The sequence below is a fragment of the Sphingomonas aerolata genome (genome assembly GCF_003046295.1).
Classification (GTDB): domain Bacteria; phylum Pseudomonadota; class Alphaproteobacteria; order Sphingomonadales; family Sphingomonadaceae; genus Sphingomonas; species Sphingomonas aerolata.
In genome coordinates this window covers 236,210-260,937 of sequence record NZ_PZZN01000003.1, presented here as the reverse complement: position 1 = coordinate 260,937, position 24,728 = coordinate 236,210, and the positions used below count along the sequence as shown (strand labels likewise).

Annotated in this window: 23 protein-coding genes; 12 read left to right on the top strand and 11 right to left on the bottom strand. The window is 66.0% G+C overall.

The annotated features are described in order from the left end of the window. Positions 1 to 4: 4 nt before the first annotated feature. The 4 genes from C8J24_RS13695 to hppD all read right to left on the bottom strand — a co-directional run bounded on the left by C8J24_RS13695 (position 5) and on the right by hppD (position 4,391). Positions 5 to 1,606 carry a carboxyl transferase domain-containing protein gene (locus C8J24_RS13695; protein WP_107933212.1) on the bottom strand — a complete coding sequence of 534 codons (1,602 nt, stop codon included), beginning with the start codon at positions 1,604 to 1,606 and terminating at the stop codon, positions 5 to 7. Positions 1,607 to 1,637: 31 nt separating this feature from the next. Then, the gene (locus C8J24_RS13690; protein ID WP_107933210.1) at positions 1,638 to 2,804 is read right to left on the bottom strand and encodes an isovaleryl-CoA dehydrogenase; all 1,167 of its coding nucleotides are present in this window, start codon (positions 2,802 to 2,804) and stop codon (positions 1,638 to 1,640) included. Between the two features lie 68 nt (positions 2,805 to 2,872). Further along, entirely contained in the window at positions 2,873 to 3,304 is a 432-nt protein-coding gene (locus tag C8J24_RS13685) for a Rieske (2Fe-2S) protein (protein ID WP_420894121.1), read from the bottom strand. Between the two features lie 16 nt (positions 3,305 to 3,320). Continuing rightward, on the bottom strand, positions 3,321 to 4,391 hold the full coding sequence (hppD, locus tag C8J24_RS13680; RefSeq protein WP_056675945.1) for a 4-hydroxyphenylpyruvate dioxygenase: 1,071 nt from the start codon (positions 4,389 to 4,391) through the stop codon (positions 3,321 to 3,323). Positions 4,392 to 4,479: 88 nt separating this feature from the next. On the opposite strand from hppD, the gene C8J24_RS13675 reads away from it, so the two are divergent. Beyond that, entirely contained in the window at positions 4,480 to 4,977 is a 498-nt protein-coding gene (locus C8J24_RS13675) for a MarR family winged helix-turn-helix transcriptional regulator (RefSeq protein WP_056675947.1), read from the top strand. Here C8J24_RS13675 and C8J24_RS13670 read toward each other — a convergent pair. After that, a complete protein-coding gene (locus C8J24_RS13670) occupies positions 4,932 to 5,819 on the bottom strand; it encodes a LysR family transcriptional regulator (protein WP_107933208.1) in 888 nt (295 codons plus the stop codon). The two genes, C8J24_RS13675 and C8J24_RS13670, sit on opposite strands and share 46 nt — an antisense overlap. 92 nt (positions 5,820 to 5,911) lie before the next feature. Here C8J24_RS13670 and C8J24_RS13665 point away from each other — a divergent pair, with 92 nt between their 5' ends. The 9 genes from C8J24_RS13665 to C8J24_RS13625 all read left to right on the top strand — a co-directional run bounded on the left by C8J24_RS13665 (position 5,912) and on the right by C8J24_RS13625 (position 15,399). Beyond that, on the top strand, positions 5,912 to 8,038 hold the full coding sequence (locus C8J24_RS13665) for a malate synthase G (RefSeq protein ID WP_244180720.1): 2,127 nt from the start codon (positions 5,912 to 5,914) through the stop codon (positions 8,036 to 8,038). 87 nt (positions 8,039 to 8,125) lie between these two features. Beyond that, complete coding sequence (gene hmgA / locus C8J24_RS13660) at positions 8,126 to 9,424, top strand: homogentisate 1,2-dioxygenase (protein ID WP_107933207.1); 1,299 nt, start codon at positions 8,126 to 8,128, stop codon at positions 9,422 to 9,424. Then, positions 9,421 to 10,062 (top strand): maleylacetoacetate isomerase, encoded by a 642-nt coding sequence (gene maiA / locus C8J24_RS13655; RefSeq protein WP_107933205.1) that lies wholly within the window; start codon positions 9,421 to 9,423, stop codon positions 10,060 to 10,062. The genes hmgA and maiA overlap by 4 nt, the downstream gene beginning before the upstream one ends. Before the next feature lie 114 nt (positions 10,063 to 10,176). Then, complete coding sequence (locus C8J24_RS13650) at positions 10,177 to 11,289, top strand: glycosyltransferase family 4 protein (RefSeq protein WP_107933203.1); 1,113 nt, start codon at positions 10,177 to 10,179, stop codon at positions 11,287 to 11,289. After that, a complete protein-coding gene (locus tag C8J24_RS13645; RefSeq protein WP_107933201.1) occupies positions 11,286 to 12,209 on the top strand; it encodes a glycosyltransferase family 2 protein in 924 nt (307 codons plus the stop codon). Before C8J24_RS13650 ends, C8J24_RS13645 begins: the two co-directional genes overlap by 4 nt. Next, complete coding sequence (locus C8J24_RS13640) at positions 12,206 to 13,309, top strand: acyl-CoA dehydrogenase family protein (protein WP_107933199.1); 1,104 nt, start codon at positions 12,206 to 12,208, stop codon at positions 13,307 to 13,309. Before C8J24_RS13645 ends, C8J24_RS13640 begins: the two co-directional genes overlap by 4 nt. 50 nt (positions 13,310 to 13,359) lie before the next feature. Further along, positions 13,360 to 13,998 carry a PIG-L deacetylase family protein gene (locus tag C8J24_RS13635; protein ID WP_244180719.1) on the top strand — a complete coding sequence of 213 codons (639 nt, stop codon included), beginning with the start codon at positions 13,360 to 13,362 and terminating at the stop codon, positions 13,996 to 13,998. Beyond that, positions 13,982 to 14,560: an SAM-dependent methyltransferase gene (locus tag C8J24_RS13630; protein ID WP_107933195.1), complete on the top strand. Its 579-nt coding sequence runs from the start codon at positions 13,982 to 13,984 to the stop codon at positions 14,558 to 14,560. Before C8J24_RS13635 ends, C8J24_RS13630 begins: the two co-directional genes overlap by 17 nt. Next, positions 14,557 to 15,399 (top strand): glycosyltransferase family 2 protein, encoded by an 843-nt coding sequence (locus C8J24_RS13625; RefSeq protein ID WP_107933193.1) that lies wholly within the window; start codon positions 14,557 to 14,559, stop codon positions 15,397 to 15,399. Before C8J24_RS13630 ends, C8J24_RS13625 begins: the two co-directional genes overlap by 4 nt. Here C8J24_RS13625 and C8J24_RS13620 read toward each other — a convergent pair. Together C8J24_RS13620 and C8J24_RS13615 are read right to left on the bottom strand one after the other, a co-directional pair. After that, positions 15,396 to 16,712: a sensor histidine kinase gene (locus C8J24_RS13620; protein ID WP_244180718.1), complete on the bottom strand. Its 1,317-nt coding sequence runs from the start codon at positions 16,710 to 16,712 to the stop codon at positions 15,396 to 15,398. The two genes, C8J24_RS13625 and C8J24_RS13620, sit on opposite strands and share 4 nt — an antisense overlap. Next, positions 16,709 to 17,377 carry a response regulator gene (locus tag C8J24_RS13615; RefSeq protein WP_107933191.1) on the bottom strand — a complete coding sequence of 223 codons (669 nt, stop codon included), beginning with the start codon at positions 17,375 to 17,377 and terminating at the stop codon, positions 16,709 to 16,711. Before C8J24_RS13615 ends, C8J24_RS13620 begins: the two co-directional genes overlap by 4 nt. A 110-nt stretch (positions 17,378 to 17,487) precedes the next feature. Between C8J24_RS13615 and C8J24_RS13610 the strand changes: the two genes are divergently transcribed. Next, the gene (locus C8J24_RS13610; RefSeq protein WP_146163687.1) at positions 17,488 to 18,120 is read left to right on the top strand and encodes a hypothetical protein; all 633 of its coding nucleotides are present in this window, start codon (positions 17,488 to 17,490) and stop codon (positions 18,118 to 18,120) included. Positions 18,121 to 18,205: 85 nt separating this feature from the next. Here the strand turns inward: C8J24_RS13610 and C8J24_RS13605 are convergent, their stop codons facing one another. Genes C8J24_RS13605 through C8J24_RS13595 form a run of 3 tightly spaced genes read right to left on the bottom strand, consistent with a single transcriptional unit; the run spans position 18,206 to position 20,341 of the window. Beyond that, positions 18,206 to 18,544 carry a hypothetical protein gene (locus tag C8J24_RS13605; RefSeq protein WP_107933187.1) on the bottom strand — a complete coding sequence of 113 codons (339 nt, stop codon included), beginning with the start codon at positions 18,542 to 18,544 and terminating at the stop codon, positions 18,206 to 18,208. Then, positions 18,537 to 20,090 (bottom strand): PepSY-associated TM helix domain-containing protein, encoded by a 1,554-nt coding sequence (locus C8J24_RS13600; protein ID WP_107933185.1) that lies wholly within the window; start codon positions 20,088 to 20,090, stop codon positions 18,537 to 18,539. Before C8J24_RS13600 ends, C8J24_RS13605 begins: the two co-directional genes overlap by 8 nt. After that, positions 20,087 to 20,341: an iron transporter gene (locus C8J24_RS13595; RefSeq protein WP_107933183.1), complete on the bottom strand. Its 255-nt coding sequence runs from the start codon at positions 20,339 to 20,341 to the stop codon at positions 20,087 to 20,089. Before C8J24_RS13595 ends, C8J24_RS13600 begins: the two co-directional genes overlap by 4 nt. Positions 20,342 to 20,619: 278 nt before the next feature. Between C8J24_RS13595 and C8J24_RS13590 the strand changes: the two genes are divergently transcribed. Next, positions 20,620 to 21,906 (top strand): glycoside hydrolase family 130 protein, encoded by a 1,287-nt coding sequence (locus C8J24_RS13590; RefSeq protein ID WP_107933181.1) that lies wholly within the window; start codon positions 20,620 to 20,622, stop codon positions 21,904 to 21,906. 48 nt (positions 21,907 to 21,954) lie between these two features. On the opposite strand, the gene C8J24_RS13585 is transcribed toward C8J24_RS13590, so the two are convergent. Next, entirely contained in the window at positions 21,955 to 24,516 is a 2,562-nt protein-coding gene (locus C8J24_RS13585; protein WP_107933178.1) for a TonB-dependent receptor plug domain-containing protein, read from the bottom strand. Positions 24,517 to 24,728 lie beyond the last annotated feature (212 nt).

The following is a 24,728-nucleotide window of genomic DNA, read 5'->3' as shown; positions in this document are numbered from 1 at the left end:
CGGCTTACATCCTGAACACACCGAACGCGGGGCGTTCGGCGATGGGAGCGTTGAGCGTCGCGGCGAGCGCGAGGCCGAGAACGTCGCGGGTCTGCGCGGGATCGATGATCCCGTCGTCCCACAGCCGCGCGGTCGCGTACCAGGGATTCCCCTCGTCCTCATATTTCTGACGAACCGGCGCCTTGAACGTTTCCGCCTCCTCCGCCGTCCAGTCGTCCGCGTCGCGGTGAACGGTGGCGAGGACCGAGGCCGCCTGTTCGCCGCCCATCACGCTGATCCGGCTGTTCGGCCAGCTGAACAGGAAGCGCGGCGAATAGGCGCGTCCGCACATGCCGTAATTGCCGGCGCCGAAACTGCCGCCGATCAGCACCGTGATCTTCGGCACGGTCGCGGTCGCGACTGCCGTCACGAGCTTTGCACCATGTTTGGCAATGCCTTCCGCCTCATACTTCCCGCCGACCATGAAACCCGAGATGTTCTGGAGGAACAGCAGCGGTACCTTGCGCTGGCAGGCGAGCTCGATGAAATGCGCGCCCTTCTGTGCGCTTTCGCTGAACAGAACGCCGTTGTTGGCGAGGATCGCGACGGGGAGCCCGTGGATATGCGCGAACCCGCAGACCAGAGAAGTACCATAAAGCGCCTTGAACGCATGGAATTCGCTGCCATCGATAAGCCGTGCGATTACTTCGTGTACGTCATAAGGTGCGCGGACGTCGGACGGCACGACACCGTAAAGCCCCTCGGCGTCGTATTTCGGAGGGCGCGCAGATTGCTGGTTCACCGTGACAGGGACCTGTGGCGGCAAGGTCGAGACGATGTCGCGAACGATCGTCAGCGCGTGGTCGTCCGACTCCGCGACATGATCGACGACGCCAGACCTGCGCCCATGCGTGTCCGCACCACCTAGGTCCTCCGCAGAAATCACCTCGCCCGTCGCCGCCTTGACCAGCGGCGGCCCAGCAAGGAAGATCGTGCCCTGCCCGCGGACGATGATCGTCTCGTCGGACATGGCCGGGACATAGGCGCCGCCCGCAGTGCAGCTTCCCATCACGCAAGCGATCTGCGGGATGCCCAGCGCCGACATCTGCGCCTGATTGTAGAAGATCCGGCCGAAATGCTCGCGATCGGGAAAAACCTCCGCCTGATGGGGTAAATTTGCCCCACCACTATCAACAAGATAGATGCAGGGCAGCCGATTTTCCTGTGCGATTTCCTGCGCTCGCAGGTGTTTCTTGACGGTCAGTGGGAAATAGGTGCCCCCCTTCACCGTCGCATCGTTGCACAGGATCATGCACTGCCGACCGGCAACGCGGCCGATCCCCGCAATCACCCCCGCGCCGGGCACCGCATCGTCATACAGCCCATTGGCGACGAGCTGGCCGATCTCGAGGAACGGCGAACCCGGATCGAGCAAGCGCTCGACCCGGTCGCGCGGAAGCAGCTTGCCACGCGCAACGTGCCGGTCGCGCGACCGGGCGTCCCCGCCGAGCGCGACGCGCGCAACGTCGTCGCGCAGGCGCTGGGCGAGTGCACGGTTGTGCGCTGCATTCGCCTGGAACGTCTCGGCGTCGACCGACAGCTTCGTATCGAGGACGGGACCGCTCACCGCTCACCCCGCCCCGATGTAAGCCGCGCGCTCATTGCATCACCTTGGGCGCGGCACCGATCAGTTCGCGTCCGATCAGCATCCGGCGGATCTCGTTCGTTCCCGCGCCGATGTCGAGCAGCTTGGCGTCGCGCATGAAGCGCTCGACCGGCCAGTCCTTGGTATACCCCGCGCCACCCAGGGCCTGGATCGATTCCAGCGAGACCTTCACCGCGCTCTCGCTCGCCAGCAGGATCGCGCCCGCCGCGTCGAACCGCGTCGTCTTGCCCGCATCGCACGACCGCGCGACGGCATAGACATAGGCACGTGCGGAACTCAGCGCGACATACATGTCCGCGACCTTCGCCTGGATCAGCTGGAACTGGCCGATCGCGGTCCCGAACTGCCTGCGTTCGCGGACATAGGGGATGACCACGTCGAGACAGGCCTGCATGATGCCGAGCTGAATGCCCGCGAGCACCGCGCGCTCATAGTCGAGGCCCGACATCAGCACGCCGACGCCGCCATTCTCCGGTCCCATCACCGCGTCGAACGGCACGTGGCAATCGGTGAAGACGAGCTCGGCGGTCGGGGAGCCCCGCATGCCCATCTTGTCGATTTTCTGCCCGATCGCGAAACCCGGCATGTCCTTCTCGATCAGGAAGGCGGTGATCCCTTTCGATCCCTCCCCCGTCTTCGCATAGACGACGAGCGTATCGGCATAGGCCGCGTTTGTGATCCAGAATTTGGTGCCGTTCAGGACATAGCCGCTCTCGGTCTTCACCGCCTTCAGCTTCATCGACACGACGTCGGATCCCGCCCCGGCTTCGGACATCGCGAGGCTTCCGACATGCTCGCCCGACACCAGCTTGGGCAGATATTTCGCCTTTTGCTCGGCATTGCCCCAGCGGCGGATCTGATTGACGCACAAGTTGGAATGCGCGCCATAGCTCAAGCCGATCGACGCCGATGCGCGCGATACTTCCTCGACCGCAACGACATGCTCGAGATAGCCGAGCCCGAGCCCGCCATACTCTTCCTCGACGGTGATGCCGTGAAGCCCCAGCTCGCCCATTGCCGGCCAGAGCTCGCGGGGAAACCAGTCGTCCGCATCGATCTTCGCAGCCAGCGGAGCGATCTTCTCCTTCGCAAAACGCTGCGTCGTGTCGCGGATCATGTCCGCGGCTTCGCCCAGCGCGAAGTCGAAATCTGGCGTCACGAAACTCTCCTTACCGTATTGTTCCCGTGGCTTGCCGGGCTGTTCTCTTTACCGTTCTCGCCCGATGCTCAGCGAGGGTCAGGGACCGCAGCCGTCGCGCCGAGCGTCGTGATCACGCCGTCTACGACCGTGATCGGCCAGACCGCAAGCGCTTGACCCACGCAGGGGCCGCCAACGCAGCGGCCATCGTCGATTCTGAACAGTGCGGAATGCCACCCACAGACGATCAGGTCGCCATTCGGGCTCAGATAGTCGTCGAGGGCGCGCGCCAGTGGCAGTCCGGCGTGCGGGCAGCGGTCGACATAGCCGACGACCCCGTCACCGCGCCGAACCGCAAAACCGTGGAACCGCCCCGCGCGCATCTGCACGACATAGCCTCTCGACTGGCCGGGTGCGATCGCCTCGATCGACCCGAGCGCGATCCCGGCCGGCGTCGCGAACAGCCGCGCCGATGACGGCGCATCGCTCACGACACTGTCGTCGCCCCGCTGGCCCTGCATGTCCGTCATGACGTCGTCACGCGTCGACCGTGATCACCCCACGCCGGATCTGGTCGAGTTCGATCGATTCGTACAGCGCCTGAAAGTTGCCGTTGCCGAACCCCTCATTGCCCTTGCGCTGGATGACCTCGAAAAAGATCGGCCCGAACAGCGGTTCGGTGAAGATCTGGAGCAGCAGCCCCTCTTCGCCGACATTGCCGTCGAGCAGGATCCGGTTGCGCCGCAGCCGCTCGAGATCTTCGCCATGGTTCGGCACACGCTTGTCGACCAGTTCGTAATAGGTCTCGATCGTGTCCTGCAGCCGGACGCCGCGAGCCCGCAGTTTCTCGACGGTCGTGTAGATATCGTCGGTGGTCAGCGCGAGATGCTGGATGCCTTCGCCGTTGTAATCGCGGATGAACTCCTCGATCTGGCTGTGGTCGTCCTGGCTCTCGTTCAGCGGGATCCGGATCGCGCGATCGGGCGCGATCATCGCCTGGCTGAACAGGCCCGTCGCCTTGCCCTTGATGTCGAAATATTTCTGCTCTTCGAACCCGAAAATCTGGCCGTAAAAGGTCGACCAGGTCCGCATCTGCCCGCGCTTTACGTTGTGGGTAAGATGGTCGAGCAGATCGAGACCGACCGAATTCTCGGCCTCGGCCTCTGCCGCACCTGGGATCTGATCCCACGCATCGTACAGGCTGCCCGCGCCGCCATGACGGTCGACGAGATAGAGCAACGATCCGCCGATCCCCTCCAGCGCGTAGCTCTCGTCGCCCAGCGCCCCCAGCGACGCATCGGCCGACTTCGCACCGCGTGCCAACGCAGCGTCGAAGGCCGCCTTGGCATCGGCAACACGGAACGCCATGCCATTAGCCGAAGGACCATGGTCGGCGCGGAACGTCGCCGCCTGCCCAGTCGGCTCCGCATTGAGCAGAAGGTTGATGCGACCCTGCTTGTAGCGGGTCACTGCCTTGGTCGGATGCCGGGACGCGGGCACGAAACCCAATTGCTCGAACTGTTTGCCCATCGCCGCCGGATCGGGCGATGTGAACTCGCAGAACTCGAAACCATCCAACCCCATCGGGTTGACGTCCATATGCTCCATGATGCGACAGCCTCTCACAGCTTTATAGTATCGTTGGATACCAACTGCGCGTTTGCGCAGATCGTGTCAACTGATACTATCCCGTGCCATGACCGCCCCATCCGACCGCCCGCTGCTGCTCGACGACTTCATCCCGTTCCGGCTGTCGTTCACGTCGAACCTCGTCAGCGACACGATCGCGCGCAGCTATGAATCGCTGTTCGGCCTCTCGATCCCCGAATGGCGACTGGTCGCCGTCATCGCGGAAACCGGCGGCATTACGCAGGCGGAAATCGGTCATCGTACGCGCATGGACAAGGTTACGGTAAGCCGCGCGGCCATTGCGTTGGTCGAGCGCGGCCTTCTCGAACGGCGCGCCAATGCCAGCGACCGTCGCTCGCACCTTTTAATGCTCAGCGATGCCGGGCGCACGCTTTACGCTGCGGTCGCACCCAAGGCACGCGATCTGGAGGCGCGGATCTTTGCGCAGTTCGACCCGGCCGAAGTCGCCGCGTTCACGGCGATGCTCCGCCGGATCGACGCGGTGACCAGCGCGCTCGATCAGCCGGCCCAGGGCGGTGACGGTGTCCACAGCGTCCGTAAATAGTCGAGCAGTGCGACAACCGACGACGGCACTGCGCCGCGCGGGTGCAGCGCGAAGATCCCGACATCCGCGCTCCCCTCGATCGCCGGCAGGACGCGAACGAGCCGCCCCGCCGCCAGATCGCTGCTGACGTCCCACAGCGACCGCAGCGCGATCCCGACGCCCGACAGCGCGAGTTCTCTCACGACCTCGCTCGAATTCGTGCGGACGTGGCTCGCGGCATCGATCGTGAAATCGCCGTCAGGCCCCGTCAGCCGCCACGGCATTTGGCCGCGCGCCGCGAGCAGACGATGATCACCCAGCGCCGCCGCGCTGCCGGGAATTCCCACCATTTCGAGATAGGCGGGTGCGGCACACAGGACCCGGCGGCTGTCGCCCAGCCGGTGCGCGTCAAAACCCGGCTCGACCGTCGGCGCGATCCGGATCGCGAGGTCGATCCCTTCGCCGAGCAGGTCCGAAAAACCGTCTGACAGATTTAGTTCGAGCGCGATGTCGGGATGCGCATCGAGAAAGGGCTTGAGCCGAGGTGCGATATGCAAGCGCCCGAACGACGTCGGCGCGCTGACGCGGAGCGGACCGCTCGGCCCGGCGGCCCGGTCGCCGACCCGCCCCTCGGCCTCCCGGATCGCGGCAAGGATCGCGACCATGTCCGCGTGATATCGCTCGCCTCGCGCCGTCGGCTCGAGCCGCCGCGTCGTACGATTGAGCAGGCGCACTCCGAGCCGCATCTCTAGGCGGACGATCCGTTTCGATACCATCGCCGGCGAGATGCCGCGCAAGCGGGCAGCTCCGCTCAGGCTTCCGGCCGCGACGACGTCGACGAACAAAGCTGCATCCGGATCCATTCATTCCCCCAGTGATCGACAGCTTAAACACTTGATCGTCTACCGAACAGCCTGGCGGTCGTATAGGATGATCGTCAGATAGGGAGAGAGCGATGACCGCGACGTCAGACGGCATGATAGACAAGGCGGGGTTGCGTGTCGCCGCACCGCTGGCACGGTTCCTCGAAGACCAGGCGCTGCCCGGCACGGGAGTCGACCCGTCCGCCTTCTGGTCCGGAATGGCCGACATCTACGCCCGCTTCGCACCCGAAAATCGCGATCTGCTTGCTCGCCGCGATGCGCTGCAGGCGAAGATCGACGCCTGGTACGGCGCGCTTGGCGGCCGCCCCGTCGATCCGGATGCCCAGGCGCGCTTCCTCCGTGAGATCGGTTATCTCGTCGAAGAGCCTGCGCCGTTCGTGGCGACCTCGATCCGCGTCGATGACGAGGTGGCACGGCTGGCAGGCCCGCAGCTGGTCGTGCCGATCCTCAATGCCCGGTTCGTCCTCAACGCCGCAAACGCACGCTGGGGCAGCCTGTACGACGCGCTCTACGGCACCGACGTGATCCCCGGAACGCCGTCGGGTCGGGGTTATGATCCGGACCGCGGTGCACAGGTGATCGCCTGGGCCAAGGCGTTCCTCGATTCCAGCGTGCCGCTTGCGACGGGTTCGTGGACCGACTGGGACGGCAGCCCGCCCGTGCTGGCACAACCGGATCAGCTCCGCGGCCATGCCGGCAGCACGATCCTGTTGCGCCACAATGGCCTGCACATCGAACTTGTCATCGATCGCGACCATCCGATCGGCGCGTCCGACCCCGCCGGACTCGCCGATGTCCGGCTCGAATCCGCGCTCACGACGATCGTCGACCTTGAGGACTCGGTCGCAGCGGTCGACGCCGACGACAAGGTCGCGGCCTATGCCAATTGGCTGGGCCTGATGAAGGGCGATCTGGAGGCGCAGTTCGACAAGGGAGGCCGGACGCTGACCCGGTCGCTGGAGGACGACCGGCGCTACACCGCGCAGGACGGGTCGGAGATCGTCCTGCCGGGGCGCAGCTTGTTGTTCGTCCGCAATGTCGGCCATCTGATGACCACACCCGCAATCCATCTGCCCGATGGGACGGAGGCGCCCGAGGGCATACTCGACGGGATCGTGACCGCGCTGATCGCGCTTCACGATCTGAACGGCACCGGCCGCTTCCGGAACAGCCGCGAGGGTTCGATCTACATCGTCAAGCCGAAGATGCACGGCCCCGACGAAGCGGGCTTCACCAATCGGCTGTTCGACGCGGTCGAGGATCTGCTCGGCCTCGACCGCCACACGATCAAGGTCGGCGTGATGGACGAGGAACGCCGCACTTCGGCCAATCTGGCCGCCTGTATCGCCGCGGTGAAGGACCGCATCGTGTTCATCAACACGGGGTTCCTCGATCGAACGGGCGACGAGATGCACACCGCGATGCGCGCCGGACCGATGATCCGCAAGAGCGAGATGAAGGCCAGCGCCTGGATCGCCGCCTATGAGGATCGCAATGTCCAGATCGGCCTCGCCTGCGGCCTCAGCGGTCGCGCGCAGATCGGCAAGGGCATGTGGGCAGCCCCCGATCGCATGGCGGACATGCTCGACCAGAAGATCGCGCATCCGATGACCGGCGCCAACACCGCCTGGGTCCCCTCGCCCACCGCGGCGACGCTCCACGCGACGCATTACCACCGGGTCGACGTCTTCGCGCGGCAGGCGGCACGACAGAGCGAGCCCGTCACGCCGCTCGAGAAGCTGCTGACGATCCCGCTCGCACACGGCCATAACTGGTCCCTCGACGAGATCCGCGACGAGCTCGAGAACAATGCGCAGGGCATTCTCGGCTATGTCGTGCGCTGGATCGACCAGGGCGTCGGCTGCTCGAAAGTGCCGGACATTCATGACATCGGCCTGATGGAAGATCGCGCGACCCTGCGGATCAGCTCGCAACATATGGCGAACTGGATGCTTCACGGCATCGCGACGCCCGCCGAGGTCGATGCCGCCTTTGTGAAGATGGCAGCCAAGGTCGACGCGCAGAACGCTTCCGATCCGCACTATCGGCCGATGGCCGGGCCCGCAGCGACCAGCCTTGCCTATCGCGCCGCCCGGGCGCTCGTCTTCGAAGGCCTCGATCAGCCGAACGGCTATACCGAACCCCTGCTTCACCGCTTCCGGCAGGAGGCGAAAGCGGCGCAAACTGGTAACAGTTGACACCATATTGGCCGGGGGCCATCGTCCTTCTTGAAACCCCCGGCCCCCGCGGCACGTCGAACAGGGGTGCGCGAGGAGAGTGTTACGATGGCCAACGACCCGGCCGACACCGGCTATATTTCGGGTTTCGGCAACCATGTCGCGACCGAGGCCGTCGCAGGCGCGCTACCCATCGGCCGCAATGCGCCACAACGGCCCCCCTTCGGGCTGTACACCGAGCAGCTGTCGGGCACGGCCTTCACCGCACCGCGTCACGAGAACCGGCGGAGCTGGCTGTACCGCATGCGCCCCACCGCCGAACATCCGCCCTATGTCCGATATGACGGCGCCACACGCTTCACCGCGGGCGCGCAGGACGGTCTGCTGGCGCCCAACCGGCTGCGCTGGGATCCGAGCGCGCCACCCTCCCCGGGCACCGACCTGATCGACGGCATGACGACGATGCTTTCTACCCGCGATCCTGCGGATCTGGAGGGCGTCGCGGTCCACCTCTATGCCGCCAACCGCGATATGACCGCGCGGGTCTTTGTCGATGCCGATGGCGAACTGCTCTTCATCCCCCAAGCGGGGCGGCTCGAACTCCTGACCGAGCTTGGGCGGATCATGGTCGCGCCCGGCCAGATCGCGCTCATCCCGCGCGGTGTTCGTTTCCGGGCTTTGCTACCCGATGGGCAAGCAACGGGCTATGTCGCGGAAAACCATGGCGCGCTGTTCCGTCTGCCCGATCTAGGTCCAATCGGCGCGAACGGGCTGGCCAATCCGCGCGATTTCGAAACGCCGGTCGCCTGGTTCGAGGATCGCGACACGCGGTTCGAGGTAATCCAGAAATTCATGGGATCGCTGTGGTGCACAACGCTCGAGCACAGTCCGCTCGACGTCGTGGCGTGGCACGGCAATCTGGCGCCGTGGCGCTATGATCTCGCGCGGTTCAACACGATCAATACGGTGAGCTTCGACCATCCCGATCCGTCGATCTTCACCGTTCTGACCTCGCCCTCCGACGTACCCGGCCGCGCCAATGCCGATTTCGTCGTCTTCCCGCCGCGCTGGATGGTTGCCGAAGACACGTTCCGCCCGCCCTGGTTCCACCGCAACGTCATGTCGGAGGCGATGGGGCTGATCCACGGCGCCTATGACGCCAAGGCGGCCGGCTTCACGCCCGGCGGTCTGAGCCTGCACAATCTGATGGCAGGCCACGGCCCCGATCTCGAGAGCTGGACCGCCGCGACCAACGCCGATCTCAAGCCGCACAAGATCGACGGGACCATGGCCTTCATGGTCGAGAGCTGCTGGCCCTACCGGCCGACCCCGCATGCGCTGGAGCATGCCCAGCTCGACTATGACGCGGTCTGGGCCGATTTCCCCAAGGCAGTGCTGCCGGCATGATCCTGCACGGCTATTGGCGGTCGACGACCTCGTACCGTGTGCGGATCGCGCTGAACCTGAAGCAATGCGCCTATGAGCAATGCACGCACGATCTCAGGACCGGCGCGCAGCGTGACGCGCGCTATCTCGCGCTTAACCCGCAAGGGCTGGTGCCCGCGCTGGACATTGGCGACGGCACGATCCTGACGCAGTCGCCGGCCATCCTCGAATGGCTCGACGCGACCTATCCCGCGCCGCCGCTATTGCCCGCCGACCCGACCGAGGCCGCGATCGTGCGCAGCATTGCGGCAACGATCGGGTGCGACATTCATCCGGTCAACAATCTACGAATCCTCGACGCGCTCAGGGCCGATTTCGCCGCGACGCCCGAGCAGGTATCAGCCTGGATCGCGCGGTGGATGACCGCGGGATTCGATGCGATCGAGCCACAGATCGCTCGCCATGGCGACGGCTATGCCTTTGGCGCCACGCCGACGCTGGCCGACTGCTATCTCGTGCCGCAGGTCTATGCGGCCGAACGCTTCGCCGTCGATCTCTCACGCTACCCCTGTCTGGCCACCGCCGCCGCGAACGCCGCGACCCTGCCGGCCTTCGCCGCTGCACATCCCGACATGCAGCCTGACCGTGACCCGCTATAGTATTGATATAGATTAGCACAAACCCGGTCCGAGTAGCGGACATAAAAGCCGAATTGATGCGTTTCTCACCGAATCGACGCGACTTAGATCGTGATCGCTGGTGAAGGGGTCGGAATGCGAATCGCGATTATTGCGCATCTCAAATATGCCATCCGCGAGCCTTTTGCCGGTGGCCTCGAGATGCATACGCACCTGTTGGCGACCGCGTTACGCCGACGTGGACATGCGGTCACAGTATTCGCATCGATGAAATCCGATCCGGCAATGGGGCTCGAGGCAATCTGCGACGAAACCTCGCTTCTCGAAACCGGCACCGCCGAAGCGCAGGACGTGACGTTCTTCCGCGAACACCATGCCTATCTGCGGCTGATGAGCATGCTGAGAAATCGACGGTTCGACGTCATCCACAACAACTCGCTCCACTATCTTCCCGTCTCGATGGCGGAAACGCTCGATACGCCGATGGTCACGACGCTGCACACACCCCCGTTCTGCTGGCTGGAAAGCGGCATCCGCCTCTGCAAGTCACCATCGATGCGGTTCGTTGCCGTATCCGATACGATTCGCGGTCTGTGGAGCCACGTGACGCCGATCGACCGGACGATCCCGAACGGTATCGACCTTGCGAGCTTCCCCTTCCAACCTGCCGCAAGTCCCGACCGCTATCTCGTTTGGTATGGGCGGATCGTTGCCGAAAAGGGCCTTCATCTGGCGATCGACGCGGCGAGGCTGGCAGGCTATCCGCTCCGCATCGCCGGACCGATCTCCGATCCGGATTACTACGCGGCCGAGATCCTGCCGCGGTTTGGCGCCGACGTCACGCATGTCGGCCATCTCGAGCATGCAGCACTCGGCGAACTCGTCGGCGGCGCGAGTGCGTTTCTCTGCACGCCCCGCTGGGAGGAGCCGTTCGGGCTGGTGGTCGCCGAAGCCCTCGCGTCCGGGACGCCCGTCGCTGCCTTTGCGCGCGGCGCGATTCCGGCGCTCCTCGACGAGTCCTGTGGCACGCTCGCACGCGCGGACGATGTCGCATCGCTCGCGGATGCCGCGCGGCGGGCGGTGCTGCTCGACCGCCGTGCCTGCCGCCTGCGGGCGGAGGCGATCTGCGACGCCGACGTCATGATCGACCGCTATGAGGATTTGTACGAAGAGATGATCCAGCCGACGCGCCACGCCGCACGGGGCCGCGCGTCTGACTATCCGATCACATTGGCGGGGGCGGCATGACGGACGCCCGCTTCTGCGTATGCGTGCCCGCGCGTGACGAGGCAGACCGTCTGCCAATTCTGCTCGACGCCCTCGCGCGACAGGACGTGGATGGACCGATCCGCGTCTCGATCTTGATCAACAACACCGTCGATGACAGCGTCGCCGCGGTGGCCCGGGCACAGGCAGCCTGGGGCGAGCGACTGCATCTCGCCGTAGCTTGCTACGATCTTCCGCCCGAGCGTGCGCATGCCGGCACCGCACGACGCCTGGCGATGGAGGCTGGCTTGGCACGCATCGATCCGGATCGCGGCGTTCTCATCTCCACCGATGCCGATACCCGGCCGCCGTCCGACTGGATCTCGGCGATGCTTCGCGCGATCGACGCAGGGCTCGATATCGTTGGCGGCCGGATCGTCGTCGACGATGCCGAACCGCTCGCGGCGGACATGGATGCGATGCAGATCAAGCTCGACCGCTACTGGGCGTGTGTTCGCGCGATCGAGGACGACATCGATCCGTGCCGCTGGGATCCGGCGCCCCGTCACGGAGATCATACCGGCGCGAGCCTGGCAATTCTTGCCCCGCTCTACCGTGCGGCGGGCGGTGTCCCCGCTATCCCCGCCGGGGAAGACCGCGCACTGGTCGAGGCGGCGGTCGCGGCAGGCGGTCGGCTCGGTCATCCGATGAGTGTGTGGACCCGTGTGTCAGCGCGCACCATCGGTCGCGCGACCGGGGGCATGGCGGACCATATGCAGGTGCTGTCCGATCGGGTGGCGCGCGGCGAGTCCACTTTTCTGCCGTCGTTCGATCAGTGGCGCGCACGCGCGGCGTGGCGACGGATGCGACGCGACCAGCCGGGCGGTGATGCCGGCGTCGCCCGCGACGAACCGCTGCTCCCGGCGATGCGCTGCGACATGCCGTTGGGCCTCGACCGATGAGCGGCCTGATCTCGCGGCCGGCCCCCGCAATCCCGTCCCTAGACCTCGTCGAGACGCTCGCCTCCTGCGGCGAGCGTTATGATGCCGCCCCGGCGTTTCCCGCCGACAGCATGGCGGCACTGGTCCGCCACGGCCTGCACCGGCGTTTCGCCCCGCGTGCACTGGGCGGCCAGGCCAGTGGTGCACCGGACGAGCTGCTCGATGCGCTGCGGACGGTCGGACGCGGTGACCTTAGCGTCGGGCGGCTGTTCGAGGGCCATGTCAACGCGCTCGCGCTGTTCGACTGGTATGCATCGGCGGATCAGCTCGCTTGGCTCGATACCGAACTCGACCGCGGCGCCTGGTTCGGCGTCTGGGCGACCGAGCCTCCGCCCGGCGTCGCGGTAACCGACGGTCCTGACGGCCCTGTGCTCGATGGGGCCAAGCACTTCGCAAGCGGCGCCGGCGGTATCGATTACGCGATCGTCACCGCGCGTCCGGCGGCGGGCCAGCGTCCGATCGTCGTCATCCCGGCCGATGATCCCGTGCGTACCGACGCGTCCCGCTGGCGCGTGCGCGGCATGCGCGCGAGCATGAGTGGTCGCTACGAATGTTCGGGCTATCCCGCCGGCGTCATGCAGACGCTAGGCGCACCGGGCGACTATGACCGCGAACCCCGGTTCACCGCGGGCGCATGGCGGTTCCTGGCGGTTCAGCTTGGCGGCATGGAGGGGCTGCTGACCGAGACCCGGCGCGCCTTGTCCGACACTGCACGCGGCGATCCCGTCCAGCGTGCGCGCTTCGCCGAGGCGGTCGTTGCCGCGCGCACCGCCTATCTGTGGATCCGCGAGGCTGCGGGACGTGCCGCACGTGAGGAGGCCGACGCCACCATCTTCGTCCAGATGACTCGCGGGGTCGTCGAACGTGCTGCGCTCGACGTCATGGAAGCCACCGCGCGTTTGCTCGGTACGCGCAGCGCGTTTGATGGTGAGCGCGCGGACAAGATCAGCCGCGACCTCAGCCTCTATCTGCGTCAGGCAGGCCCCGACTATGCGCGCGATCAGGCGGCGCTCGCCTGGCTCGACCGCGACGTCTGGGGCGCCGGCGACCGCTTGTGGTGACCCCCGCGACTGCACTGAGCCGAACTCCGTGGCGGAGCGCGCGGTGGCTGGTGCTGGCGCCGCACGCCGATGACGAAACACTCGGCACGGGGGCATTGATCGCGGATACGGCGGCGCGCAATCGCCTTGCCGGTGTGATGATCCTGACCGACGGATCGGGTTCGCATCCCTGCCCGACGCCGGCGGATCGTAGCGCGCTTATCCGGCGACGGCGCAGTGAGGCACGGCATGCCGTCGCGCTGCTGACCGGCGGACGGCGGATCGTCCCGCGGTTTCTCGACTGGCACGATGCAAACCCGCACCGCCCCGGAAGCACCGCGTTCGGGCGATCCGTCCGGCAACTGGCGACCCTGTTGCGCCGGCACGCGGTCGACGCGATCGCAACCACCGCGGCAGGCGAGCCCCATTGTGACCATGCCGCGTGCTTCACGCTTGCGGTGCATGCTGCGCACGCGGCGCGCAGGCCGGTCGCGGTTTTCGAATATGCCGTCTGGGGCGAACGCCCCGAAGGGAAGCGCGTCCTCCGTACCGCGGCGATGCCGACCGCCCGGCGCAGCGCCGCGCTCCGCGCGCACCGCAGCCAGTTGACCGGATTGATGGGCGACGGGTTTCGCCTGCCGCGCGCGCAACAGCGGATGCCGGGCACCGATCTCCTCTATCTGGCGAACCGACATGCGACCCGACCATAGCCTCGACGCGCGTTATTTCGACGACGTCTTCACCGGCGACGATGACCCCTGGTCGCTCGCCTCGAGCCCGTATGAATCCGCAAAGTTCGATGCGACGATCGCCGAGCTCGACGATCGGCGCTATAGTTCGGCCCTCGAGATCGGCTGCGCCCACGGCGTGCTGACCGCTCGGCTCGCGCCTTTGTGCGATACTCTGACCTCGATCGACATCAGCCTGCGCGCGGTCGAGCTTGCCCGGTCGCGCTGCGCCGCACTGCCCAACGTCACGATCGCCCGCTGTGGCTTCCCGGCCGAGACGCCCGACGGCGCGTTCGATCTCGTCGTGCTGTCGGAGGTCGTCTATTACTGGGACGACGCTGACATCGAGCGCGCAGCCGCCGCGATTCGCGCCAGCGCCACGCCCGATTGCCGGATCATACTAGTGCATTGGACAGGCGATACCGACTATCCACAGACCGGCGACGCAGCCGTCACCAAGCTACGGGATCGGCTCGGCGGCGTCGCGGTCGAGCGCGCCGAACGAAAAGACGCGTACCGCCTCGACCTGTGGTCCCTGCGATGACGCCGCTCTCCGTCCTGACCCTCGTGAAGGACCGCGAACCCCATCTGATCCAGCTGATCGAGGGCCTGAAACGGAGCGCGGTCGCCCCCGCCGAACTGATCGTCGTCGACATGAGCAGCACCCCGGTCGCGCAGCCGGAGGCGCCCTTCCCCGTCTACGTCCATCGGCTGCAGACCGGCACCCTCGCGCTTGCCGCCGCGCGCAACCTTGCAGCACGGCACGCGCGGTCGGCACATCTCCTGTTCCTCGACGTAGACTGTATCCCGATGGCGCAGTGCCTCGGCAGGATGGGTGCGGTGCTCGATGAGGACGATGCGTTGCTTTGCGCGGATATCCGCTATCTCGGGCCGAACGACGCGCGTTCGGCGTGGAACGAAGAGGTCCTGCTGGCGACCGGGCGGCCACATCCGGTGCGCAGTTTTCCCGCGACGGGCACGCGGCGCGAAACCAATCCCGGCCTGTTCTGGTCGCTGGCGTTCGCGATCCGCCGGTCGCGGTTCGACGCGCTGGGCGGCTTCGACGAGGCGTTTGTCGGCTATGGCGCGGAAGACACCGACTTCGGCTTTCGCGCCGAGCATGCACAAACCCCGCTAATCTTCGTCGGCGGTGCGATCGCCTGTCATCAATATCACGACAGCTATGATCTGCCCGTCCAGCATCTCGACGACATCGTCCGCAACGCAACGATATTCAAAGCGCGTTGGGGCTGGTGGCCGATGCAGGGATGGCTCGACGCCTTTGTCTCGATGGGGCTGATCGATTATCGCGATGATAGCATCCGCATCCTGCGCCGTCCGAACGCCGCGGACCTGATCGCCGCGCATTCGGGCCAATCCTAGACCGCGGTACCGATCGGCATGGTGACCGAAGCCGAGAGCCCGCCGCCCGCGGCATCGTCGAGGACCAGCACGCCGCCATACAGCGCTGCGAGTTCGCGCGCGATCGCCAGGCCGAACCCATGGCCGTCCTCACGTTCGTCGAGCCGCACGCCAGCGTCGGTCGCCCGCTGGCGGTCCGCCAGCGCGATGCCCGGTCCATCGTCGACGACGCTGAGCCGGATCATGCCCTGATCGACCCTTGCGGCGACATGCACCGTCGTTCGCGCATGTCGTGCGGCATTGTCGATCAGATTGCCCGCCAGCTCGTCAAGATCCGCGGCATCGACCGCGACGTGCAGCGCCGGGTCGATCGCCGCATCGATCACGATGCTGCGCTCCATCCTCAGCCGCCGGATCGTCGACACCAGATCGGCGATCGCGGGGGCGAGTGCGGTGCTGCTCGCATGACCGCCCGCGATGTTGCGTGCCCGGGCAAGATGATGCCGGATCGTCGCGTCAATCCGGGCGAGCTGCGCCGCCTGGGCCGGATCGTCACGCACCGTGAGTGCAAGCGTCGCGACGGGGGTCTTCAGCGCGTGCGCCAGATTGGCCGCCGACGCGCGCGCGGTCGCGAGCGCCGACGCGTTGTCCCGCGCGAGTGCGTTCAGTTCGATCGCGAGCGGACGAAGCTCGTCGGGCTGCGCTTCGGAAATACTGGTGGCCCCCCTGCGCATCGCGGCTACACCGTCGCGCAACGCGCGCAGCGGTCGCAACCCGATCCGCACCTGCACCAGCGTCGCAACGCCCAGCACGATGCCAAGGATGCCGAGCGTCGCAAGCAACGGCACCACCGCCGCCTGGATCGGTCGGGCGACGACGTCGCGCGGTGCCGCCGCGGTCAGCACCACCGGCCCCGCGTCGGTCGCGATCGAAATCCGCCGAGCGTGGACCCCGTCGCGTCCCTCCAGTGGTTGCGGACGCTCCTTGCCTTCCCCGCGCAGCGCGTCTCGCGGTGCCGGGCCGGGCGTCCGCAGCGTCGGAAATTCGGCGGAACTCACCGTCTGTGCCGGGCCGCTGATCTGCCATTGCCAGCCGGGGCCGGCATCGAGCAGGCCACGAAGCCGTGTCAGCCGCGCCCGGTCGATCCGCCCATCGCCATCGACCGCACCGGCAAGCAGCGACAATTCGGCATCGAGCCGCTGGTCGAGCCCCTGGGTGACGAACCGCTGCAGCACGCCGGCGATCGCCGCACCCGCGACCACGAGCGCGACGAGGGTGGCGAGCAGCGAAAGGCCGAGCATCCGCCCATGGATCGACCGCGGGATCAGCCTCATCGGGGTGTCGGCGTCGCGAGCCGGTAGCCCCGGCCACGCACGGTATCGATCAGCGACGAACCGATCTTCTTTCTCAGTCGACCCACGATCACCTCGAGGCTGTTCGAGTCGACATCCGCATCGCCCTCATAGACACGCTCCATCAGCGCCAGGCGCTCGATCACCGCGTCCTTCGACAGCATCAGCGCCGACAGCACCCGCCATTCGAGCGCAGTCAGCTTGACCGGCAGACCGTCGAGCTCGAACTGGCCCGTCTGCGTCTCGAACGCGAGCGGACCGCATTCGAGCCGCGTGGCGCCATGCCCCGCCGCCCGGCGCACCAGCGCGCGCAGCCGCATGACCAGTTCCTCGACGCGGAACGGCTTGGTCATGAAGTCATCGGCCCCCGCCTTGAACCCCGCCACCTTGTCCGACCATCCGTCGCGCGCGGTGAGGATCAGCACGGGAAGGTCGCGCCCCGCCGCCCGCCAGTCCCGCAGGATCGTGACGCCGTCCCGGCCCGGCAGGCCAAGATCCAGCACGGCGGCGTCATAGGCCTCGGTGTCGCCCAGATGCCCTGCATCGACGCCATTTGCGGCAAGATCCACCGCGCAGTTCTCGCCTCGCAAGGCCTTGGCCAGCGCGGGGCCGAGATCGGGATCGTCCTCGACGAGCAATATACGCATGACGACCTCGCTAGCTGTGCACGCTAAACCCAAACTGAACGGGGAAGTTCAGCGGGGCGTGGGGATGCGGTGCCTAGAAGCCGGTCATCGACACGAAGAGGAGACGATGAATGCCCCGTTTGATGGACACAATGAACCGCGGAACGCGGATGAAGCTCGCCGCTGCCGCCCTGCTTGCAGTCGGCGTCGCCGGCGGCGCCGGCGCCGTATCACTGACGCGGCCCGGCATCGAGATGGCGCCGACCACGCCGACCGCGATCGCCCGACTGTCTGGTACGAGCGGCGTGGTGACGGTGAAGGGCCGTGTGGTCGAGATCTACGGTGACCGCTTCGTCCTTCAGGACGCAACCGGGCGGACGATGATCGATGCCGGCCGCAACGGAGATGGCGTCACTGCCGGTGCGACGATGACGGTACAGGGGCGCTACGACAACGGACAGCTGCGCGCGTCCTATCTGGTCGATCCGAATGGGCGGATCGTCGCCGCCGGCCCCGCGGGCGGTCCGCCGCCGCATGGCCCCGGTATTCCTCACGGTCCTGGTGGTCCCGGTGCGCCCGGCCGCGATGGTCCGCCGCCACCGCCACCGGGCGGCGCGAACTTGACCCCTCCCGGTGCAATGGCGCCGTCCACGGTTCCCGGTTGCGCGCCATCCGTAGTCGGTGTCACGCCGCCATCGGCACCCGTCGGCACACCCGTCGCGCAAACGCCACCCCGCGCACCGGCTGCCGCGGTAAATCGCTAGGATGGTTATGATCCGGCACAACGGTGGCGGATTTAGCCCCGAGGCCGATCGCTAGTGACCGGAACCCTCCGTACCGCTTCCGCCGTCAGGCCGAGGCGGTGCGGTGTTCGTCTTTCGAGGGTCGTAGGGCACGCGCCATGCCGAGGATCAGTACAACGGGTCGGAGCATGAACATCGGCGCGACCGACAGCGTGCCGACCATGATGACCGCCGCGATTGAGCCGCCACCCAGAAACCGCACGACGCGTTCGCCGCTGACCGGCGCCCCGCACCGCAGGAACGCCAGCGTCAGTGCGGCGGCGGCGGCGATCCGCAACAGCTGGATCGTCCCGGGTGCGGTGATCCCGAGATCCCGGCGATAGCGAAACGCGGAGGCCGCGAGCAGCATCCAGCCCGCCAGCGTGACGATGATCGTTTCAAGCATGAACCACTCCACGGGCAGGACGTCGTACCGGAGCCGCCGGACGAAGATGCGCGACACGCCATGCTGCCATCCCCAGCACGGTGGCGATCGCGAGCATGGTCAGGTCGAACCCGGCAAATACCGGGTCGTCGCCACGCAATGAGGCCGGCAGACCGCGCGCGGTCGTGACGGCATTGATGACCGGAATTGCGGCAAAGGCGATGGCACCGATCGCGAAGCCCTCGATCCAGGCGCGTCGCGGCGATCGGGCCAGCTGCATGACTGCGACCGCCCCCCAGGCCCAGAACATCGCGGCGACTTCGCCATCCGCGCGCCCGGCTGCATCGGCGGGAATTACCCGGTTCGCCAGGAGATACGCCGCCATCCCGAACGGCAGCCCGGCAATCACCGCGATGTTCAAGCGCTCGACAAGCGTCAGCCCCGGAAACGGCGCCGCGCCCGGCCGCCGCCGCTTGGTCGTCCAGAGCAACAGGCCCGTACCGACCATTGCGGCGCCGGTCAGGCCGAGCAGGCAATAGGCCCAGCGCAGCCCGGTACCCGCATAGCTCGCGACGTGCAGACCGAGCATCACCCCCGCGGTCATCAGCGCGGGCCCGGTGCCGCCCGATCGCTCGAGCATTTGCCCGGTGCTTCCGGAATAGGTCACCGATGGCAGCCGCGCATTGATCGACACGCTGGCATGTCGATAGACGGTCACCGTCGCCGCGCGGTCGTTGGGATGGCGCACCACGACCCGCGTCGCAGGTGCGCCGAGTACTGCTTCGGCCTTCTCGATCATCGGCTCGATCGGCAGCAGCGGGGCGGCAATGCCGGTCGCGGCGCGTTCGGTCGGAATGCCGAATGCGACCGCCCCGTAATCGAGCGGCGTCTTGTAATTTACCATCGCCGGCCACGGCATGTACATCGCCACCAGCGTGATCAGCCCGGTATAGGTGATCATAGCGTGATAGGGCAGCGCGAGCACGGCCGAGACGTTATGCGCATCGAGCCAGCTCCGCTGTCCCTTGTTCCAGCGCAGGGTGAAGAAATCGGCAAAGATCCGCTTGTGCGTGATCACCCCCGACACGATCGCCGAGAGCATCACCATCGCACACAGCCCGGCCAGCCAGCGCCCCCAGGGATAGGGCAGCTGAAGCTGGAAGTGGAACCGATAGAAATGCTCGCCGCCGCGCGTTTCGCGGGCACGGACCGGCTCACCGCTGCGGGGATCGAGCGTGAGTTCGGCGGGACGCGGCGGTGCCGTCGACGTCGGACTCCGCTGCTCGAAGACGCGTGTCACCGCCGAGCGGGCATCGGGAAGATAGAGGAACCACTGGACGTCGTCACCCGCGCCGATCCGCTGCAGATAGGTCATCGCGCCTTGCGCCGCCTGCGCGGGCGACACCGTGCTCGCGCGGATTTCCGGTTGCATCCACTGGGTGATTTCGGGCCGGAAATAGCTTGCCGTCCCCGTCAGGAACATCGCGAACAACAGCCATCCCGCGAGCAGTCCCAGCCACCCATGGACCCACGCCATGCTCTGCCGCAGCGGCAACGCAGCCGTCATGGGCGGACGCCGAGCAAGGCCAGTGCCAGACCGATCGCCACGCTGCCGCCCCAGATGCCGAGCATGACGCGCATCACGCGTGGCTCGTGAAAGCTCCAGAGCACGGCGATTGCGTAGACTAGGAACGAGAGGATCATTCCCCAACTGGTGGCCTCGGCACGGTCCACTGGCAGCAGCCGCGCGATCAGCGTCGCACCCGCGGAGGCCAGGACATAGCCGCCGACCAGCGCGGTCCCGATCCGGGCAATCATCGGCACGACCGCAGGACGCAACCGACGCCGCGGCGACGTTGCCGTTCGCCTTAGGTCCGGCGTGCGCTGCGGGGTGGCCTGCATGCTCATGCCCTACAGAAGTTTGCGAGTGGTTATCAATAGCAAAGTTGTTGCACGATATCCGGTCAGGGCCGCGAGTAGCAGGTCATAGGGAAATCCGCCCCGGGGATGCGATCCATGGATATAAAAGCGCGGTCTATCGCTGAACGGGGCAAGGGTGTGCGCATGCAGGACGCCGCCCGATGAAAGGTCTGCGCATGGAAGCTGCCAACGTCTTCAAGAAGCTTGAGATCGAACTCAAGCCCGATCCTTCGCGAACGGTGATCCGCCCGTTCAGCTTCAGCTATCCGGAGGCATTTGCGGCCGATCGTCCATCGCGCGCGCAAAAGGTGGCGCAGCGGGTGATGGCACTCGACCCCGCGCTGCGCAAACGCATGGTCGAACTGCTGGCGAAACCGATGGAGGAGCGGCATCGCAATGCCGATGACGTCTTCCGCCGCCGCTTTGCCGAGGTTCAGGATGAGCTTGATATCGGCGACATCGACGCCGACGAGGCCCTGCTGCTGGGCGCCTATTTCAGTCAGGAATATGCGTTCGAGTCGGCGGCCCTTTTCAATCCGAGCATCGCGCGGATCGACGACGAACCCGGATCGGCTACGGGCGGCGTCAAGTTCGTGCTGTCGTTGCGCGGCATCGGCGAAGGACATATCTCCTCGGTTACGTTCCGTACCGGCGAATGGGGACCCGACGATCGCCTCGTGATCGATTCGGCAAGCCCGCATGGTGTGCCGCCACGAATTGACCGCAACCAGGATGGCTGGGTCCGGCTCTTGTGCGACGACAGCCAGGACGCGTCGGAAACGGTCATCTTTCCCGTCCTGCCCAGCCAGCGCCAGGGTGTCGAGGATCTGCGCCTCGTCAATTTCACCGATCATGATGGCGTTCGCAGCATCATCGGGACCTATACCGCGTTCGACGGACGCAAGGTTCAGCAGGAAATGCTCCGCGGCGTCGACATGCGGACCTTCGAAATGCGCCCCCTCGCCGGCGCCATGACCGGCTACAAGGGCATGGCGCTGTTCCCGCGCCGGATCGATGGCCAGTTCGTGATGCTCGGACGGCAGGACAGCGAGACGATCTGGCTGCTCCGCTCGGACGATCTTTACACCTGGGAGCGCGGGATGCCGATCATGGCACCGAAATATCCGTGGGAATTCGTGCAGCTCGGCAATTGCGGATCCCCGATCGAGATCGACGAGGGGTGGCTTGTCTTCACCCACGGCGTCGGCATGGTCCGCGGCTATTGCATCGGCGCGTGTCTGCTCGACAAGGCGGACCCCAGCCGCGTGCTGGCGCGCACGCCCTCCCCGCTCCTGTTCCCGAGCGCGGAGCAGCGTGGCGGCTATGTGCCGAACGTCACCTATAGCTGTGGCGGGCTGTTGCAGGGGCGCCGCATCCTGCTGCCCTATGCGATCGGCGACGAATATACCGCCTTCGCCACCGCACAGGTCGATGATATCCTGTCGGTCATGGCCCCCGCCTGACGTGCAGGCAGGTTCGGGCGCGGCCGCCGAACGCCGCGCCCGATCTCGTCAGAAGCTGATATTGAAGCGCGCGTAATAATAGCCGCCGTTGATGCCGTAGGGACTGAACGTCAGCGGCCCGTCGAGGACATTGGCGTCGTTGACCAGCGAGTTGGTCGACCCCGGCACCAGCCCGACGGTCGGCGGCCGCTTGTTGAACAGGTTGTTGGCACCGACCGACAGCTTGAGTGCGGCGGTCAGGTCATAGTTGAGCTCGACGTCGCCGATGAACGCCGACCCCACCGTCTGCTTGTAATATGCGCCGCCATCCGGGGTCAGATACGCCGTCGTCTTGCCGTAGACGGTCCCGCGCAGCGTCGCACCGAACTTGTCCAGCGCATAGACGATCGAACCGATCACCTTGGTCTTGGGCGACGCCGTCTCGAGATAGCTGATCGCCTCATCGTCGAAGAGCGGGATGCCGCCGAGCGTCGCAGGCGCCGCATTCAGCCTGAGCGCCTTGGTCTCGTTATAGTTGCCCGACAGCATCCAGTTCACTTTGCCATAGTCGGCAAGATCGGTGACGTAGCTCGCCACCAGATCGATGCCGCGCGTCCGCGTGTCCGCGCCGTTGGTGAAGATGTTGATCCCGGTCTGATTGACGGTCGGGTCGAGGATGTTGCCGTTCGCCCGAATGGCCGCGGTCACGATCGGGAAGTTGGTCGCACCACCGCTGCCGTAGAGCGAACCGGTCCCGAGGATGCGGTCGCGGATCTTGACCTGATAGGCGTCGATCGTGATCGTCAGGCGTGGTGCCGGACGCAGCACGGTACCCAGGCTGAAATTGGTCGATTTCTCCGGCTTGAGATTGGCAAACCCCAGGAGCTTGGCCGCGGCGGAATTGGCCGGCAACTGCACGAACGCGGACGTCGGCGAGACATTGGTTGCGGAATAATAGGACTCCGCGAGCGTCGGCGCCCGAAACCCGGTCGAGACCGTGCCGCGCAGCGCGAACGCGTCCGAGAAATCGTACCGGCTCGTCCCCTTGTAGATGAACTTGCTGCCGAAATCGGAATAATGTTCATAGCGTCCGGCGACATCGACCTTCAGCCCGTCGATCGACATCATCGCGACATCGACATAGGCCGCCTGGCTGTTGCGGCCGTTCACGCCCGCATCGGATGGCCGGAACCCGGGATAGGATTGCCCGCCCTCCTTGTAGATCGATGCGGCATCGCCCGAGCCGATCTCGTACACGTTCTTTCGATACTCCGCGCCGAATGCGAGGTTCAGCGGGGCCGCCATGCCCACCGCGATCTCGCGGGTGACATCGGCGTTCGCGGTGAACTCGGTCGCCTTGAAGAAGCCGTTATAGAAGCGCGTCGGCGTAAATCCGGTATCCGCGTAGAGCGAGGCGTTGGCGGAATCGACGGTGTAGATCAGGTTCTTGTCCTGCCCGAAACTGGTCGACAGGTCGTAAGTGAAACCGCTCAGCAGTCCGCGAACCCCGCCGGTAAACGCCATGTCGTCCTCGCGGATCTTTTCGCGCGGTGAAAAGCCGTTGACCGGGCTGTCGCCGTCAGGATCGAAATAGGTCGTGACCCCGCCGACCGTCCGCGAGACCCGCGTCGGTACGCGCAGATTTTCGTACGCGCTGGCGATCCGCTTCGAATAGGTGCCGAAACTGTACACCTCCGCCGCGCCGAAGTCGTAGGCGCTGTTAAATTGCAGGTTGGTGAGGCGGGATTGCGCATCACCGTTGATCCGATTGACGTACGGAAATCTGGAAATATTCGGGTAGAGTTGCTGCTGCAGGGGACTTAACGCCGGCGACGTCGTGCCGGTGAGCAGCTTGCCATCACCGTCCGTCACCCGCCGGTCGAGCCCGCCGACCTGCGTGAAGTCGTGATAGCGGTGAAATGCGGTCACGTTGAGGAACCCGTCCTCGCCGATCTTGGTCGCGAGATGCAGCGTCCCGGCATAGGTCCGTCCGCCCGTCTGGTAATTTTCGCCCGCGGTTGCATAGCCATCGCCGCCCGTATCGCCGTCCTTGAGGATGATGTTGATCACCCCGGCGATCGCATCCGAGCCATATTGCGCCGCCGCGCCGTCTTCCAGAACCTCGATCCGCTTGATCGACGAGGGGGAGATCAGGTCGAGATCCGCGGTCGCGGCGCCCTGATAGGGCCCGCCGAGCACCGCGAGGTTGGCGGTGCCATGCCGGCGCTTGCCATTGACGAGCACGAGTGTGTGGTTGGGGCTCAGTCCGCGCAACCGCGCCGACAGCGTCAGGTTCGCGGTGTCGCCGCCAAATGCCTGCGCGGTGAAGGACGGGACCAGCTGCGTCAGGATCTGGTTCAGATTGGGCTGGCCGACATGGCTCATCATGTCGGCATCAAGCACCTTGATCGGCGCCGCGCTTTCGGCAGCAGTAATGCCGGTCGCACGCGTCCCCGTCACGATGATGTCGTCGGGGATGTCGTCGGACGCATCACTTGTCGGCGGGCTGGCCGATCCTACCGTGGCGGGGTTTGTCGTCTGGGCAAGCTCTTGGGCACTGGCGGAAACATGCCCTCCAGCGGCAAGGGCGACGATCAAGGCGTGACGCGAGATATGATGAGCGATCTTCATTAGGCTACCCCCGAATGGTGAGCGCCTTTTCGGATCCTTCCCCCAAGTCTATCGACGATTTACGTCGTTTGCTCACGCAATACTGGCCGTGCCGAAATCAATCCTTTGTCATGGGCCCGGCATGTTGCCGGGATCCGTTGCGCATGCTCGGGTCTCCAAATTTTGAATGCAACCTATTCAGAGTAACGAGATCGTATCCGCGCGCGTTTTCC

Coding starts and splice junctions, on each gene's coding strand:
- C8J24_RS13620 (WP_244180718.1), bottom strand. CDS start 16,712: ATGAGGCTGATCCCGCGGTCGATCCATGGGCGGATGCTCGGCCTTTCG.
- C8J24_RS13590 (WP_107933181.1), top strand. CDS start 20,620: ATGGAAGCTGCCAACGTCTTCAAGAAGCTTGAGATCGAACTCAAGCCC.
- hmgA (WP_107933207.1), top strand. CDS start 8,126: ATGGCCAACGACCCGGCCGACACCGGCTATATTTCGGGTTTCGGCAAC.
- C8J24_RS13685 (WP_420894121.1), bottom strand. CDS start 3,304: ATGCAGGGCCAGCGGGGCGACGACAGTGTCGTGAGCGATGCGCCGTCA.
- C8J24_RS13640 (WP_107933199.1), top strand. CDS start 12,206: ATGAGCGGCCTGATCTCGCGGCCGGCCCCCGCAATCCCGTCCCTAGAC.
- C8J24_RS13630 (WP_107933195.1), top strand. CDS start 13,982: ATGCGACCCGACCATAGCCTCGACGCGCGTTATTTCGACGACGTCTTC.
- C8J24_RS13595 (WP_107933183.1), bottom strand. CDS start 20,341: ATGATTGCCCGGATCGGGACCGCGCTGGTCGGCGGCTATGTCCTGGCC.
- C8J24_RS13610 (WP_146163687.1), top strand. CDS start 17,488: ATGCCCCGTTTGATGGACACAATGAACCGCGGAACGCGGATGAAGCTC.
- maiA (WP_107933205.1), top strand. CDS start 9,421: ATGATCCTGCACGGCTATTGGCGGTCGACGACCTCGTACCGTGTGCGG.
- C8J24_RS13605 (WP_107933187.1), bottom strand. CDS start 18,544: ATGCTTGAAACGATCATCGTCACGCTGGCGGGCTGGATGCTGCTCGCG.
- C8J24_RS13600 (WP_107933185.1), bottom strand. CDS start 20,090: ATGACGGCTGCGTTGCCGCTGCGGCAGAGCATGGCGTGGGTCCATGGG.
- C8J24_RS13645 (WP_107933201.1), top strand. CDS start 11,286: ATGACGGACGCCCGCTTCTGCGTATGCGTGCCCGCGCGTGACGAGGCA.
- C8J24_RS13585 (WP_107933178.1), bottom strand. CDS start 24,516: ATGAAGATCGCTCATCATATCTCGCGTCACGCCTTGATCGTCGCCCTT.
- C8J24_RS13615 (WP_107933191.1), bottom strand. CDS start 17,377: ATGCGTATATTGCTCGTCGAGGACGATCCCGATCTCGGCCCCGCGCTG.
- C8J24_RS13650 (WP_107933203.1), top strand. CDS start 10,177: ATGCGAATCGCGATTATTGCGCATCTCAAATATGCCATCCGCGAGCCT.
- hppD (WP_056675945.1), bottom strand. CDS start 4,391: ATGGAGCATATGGACGTCAACCCGATGGGGTTGGATGGTTTCGAGTTC.
- C8J24_RS13665 (WP_244180720.1), top strand. CDS start 5,912: ATGACCGCGACGTCAGACGGCATGATAGACAAGGCGGGGTTGCGTGTC.
- C8J24_RS13675 (WP_056675947.1), top strand. CDS start 4,480: ATGACCGCCCCATCCGACCGCCCGCTGCTGCTCGACGACTTCATCCCG.
- C8J24_RS13625 (WP_107933193.1), top strand. CDS start 14,557: ATGACGCCGCTCTCCGTCCTGACCCTCGTGAAGGACCGCGAACCCCAT.
- C8J24_RS13670 (WP_107933208.1), bottom strand. CDS start 5,819: ATGGATCCGGATGCAGCTTTGTTCGTCGACGTCGTCGCGGCCGGAAGC.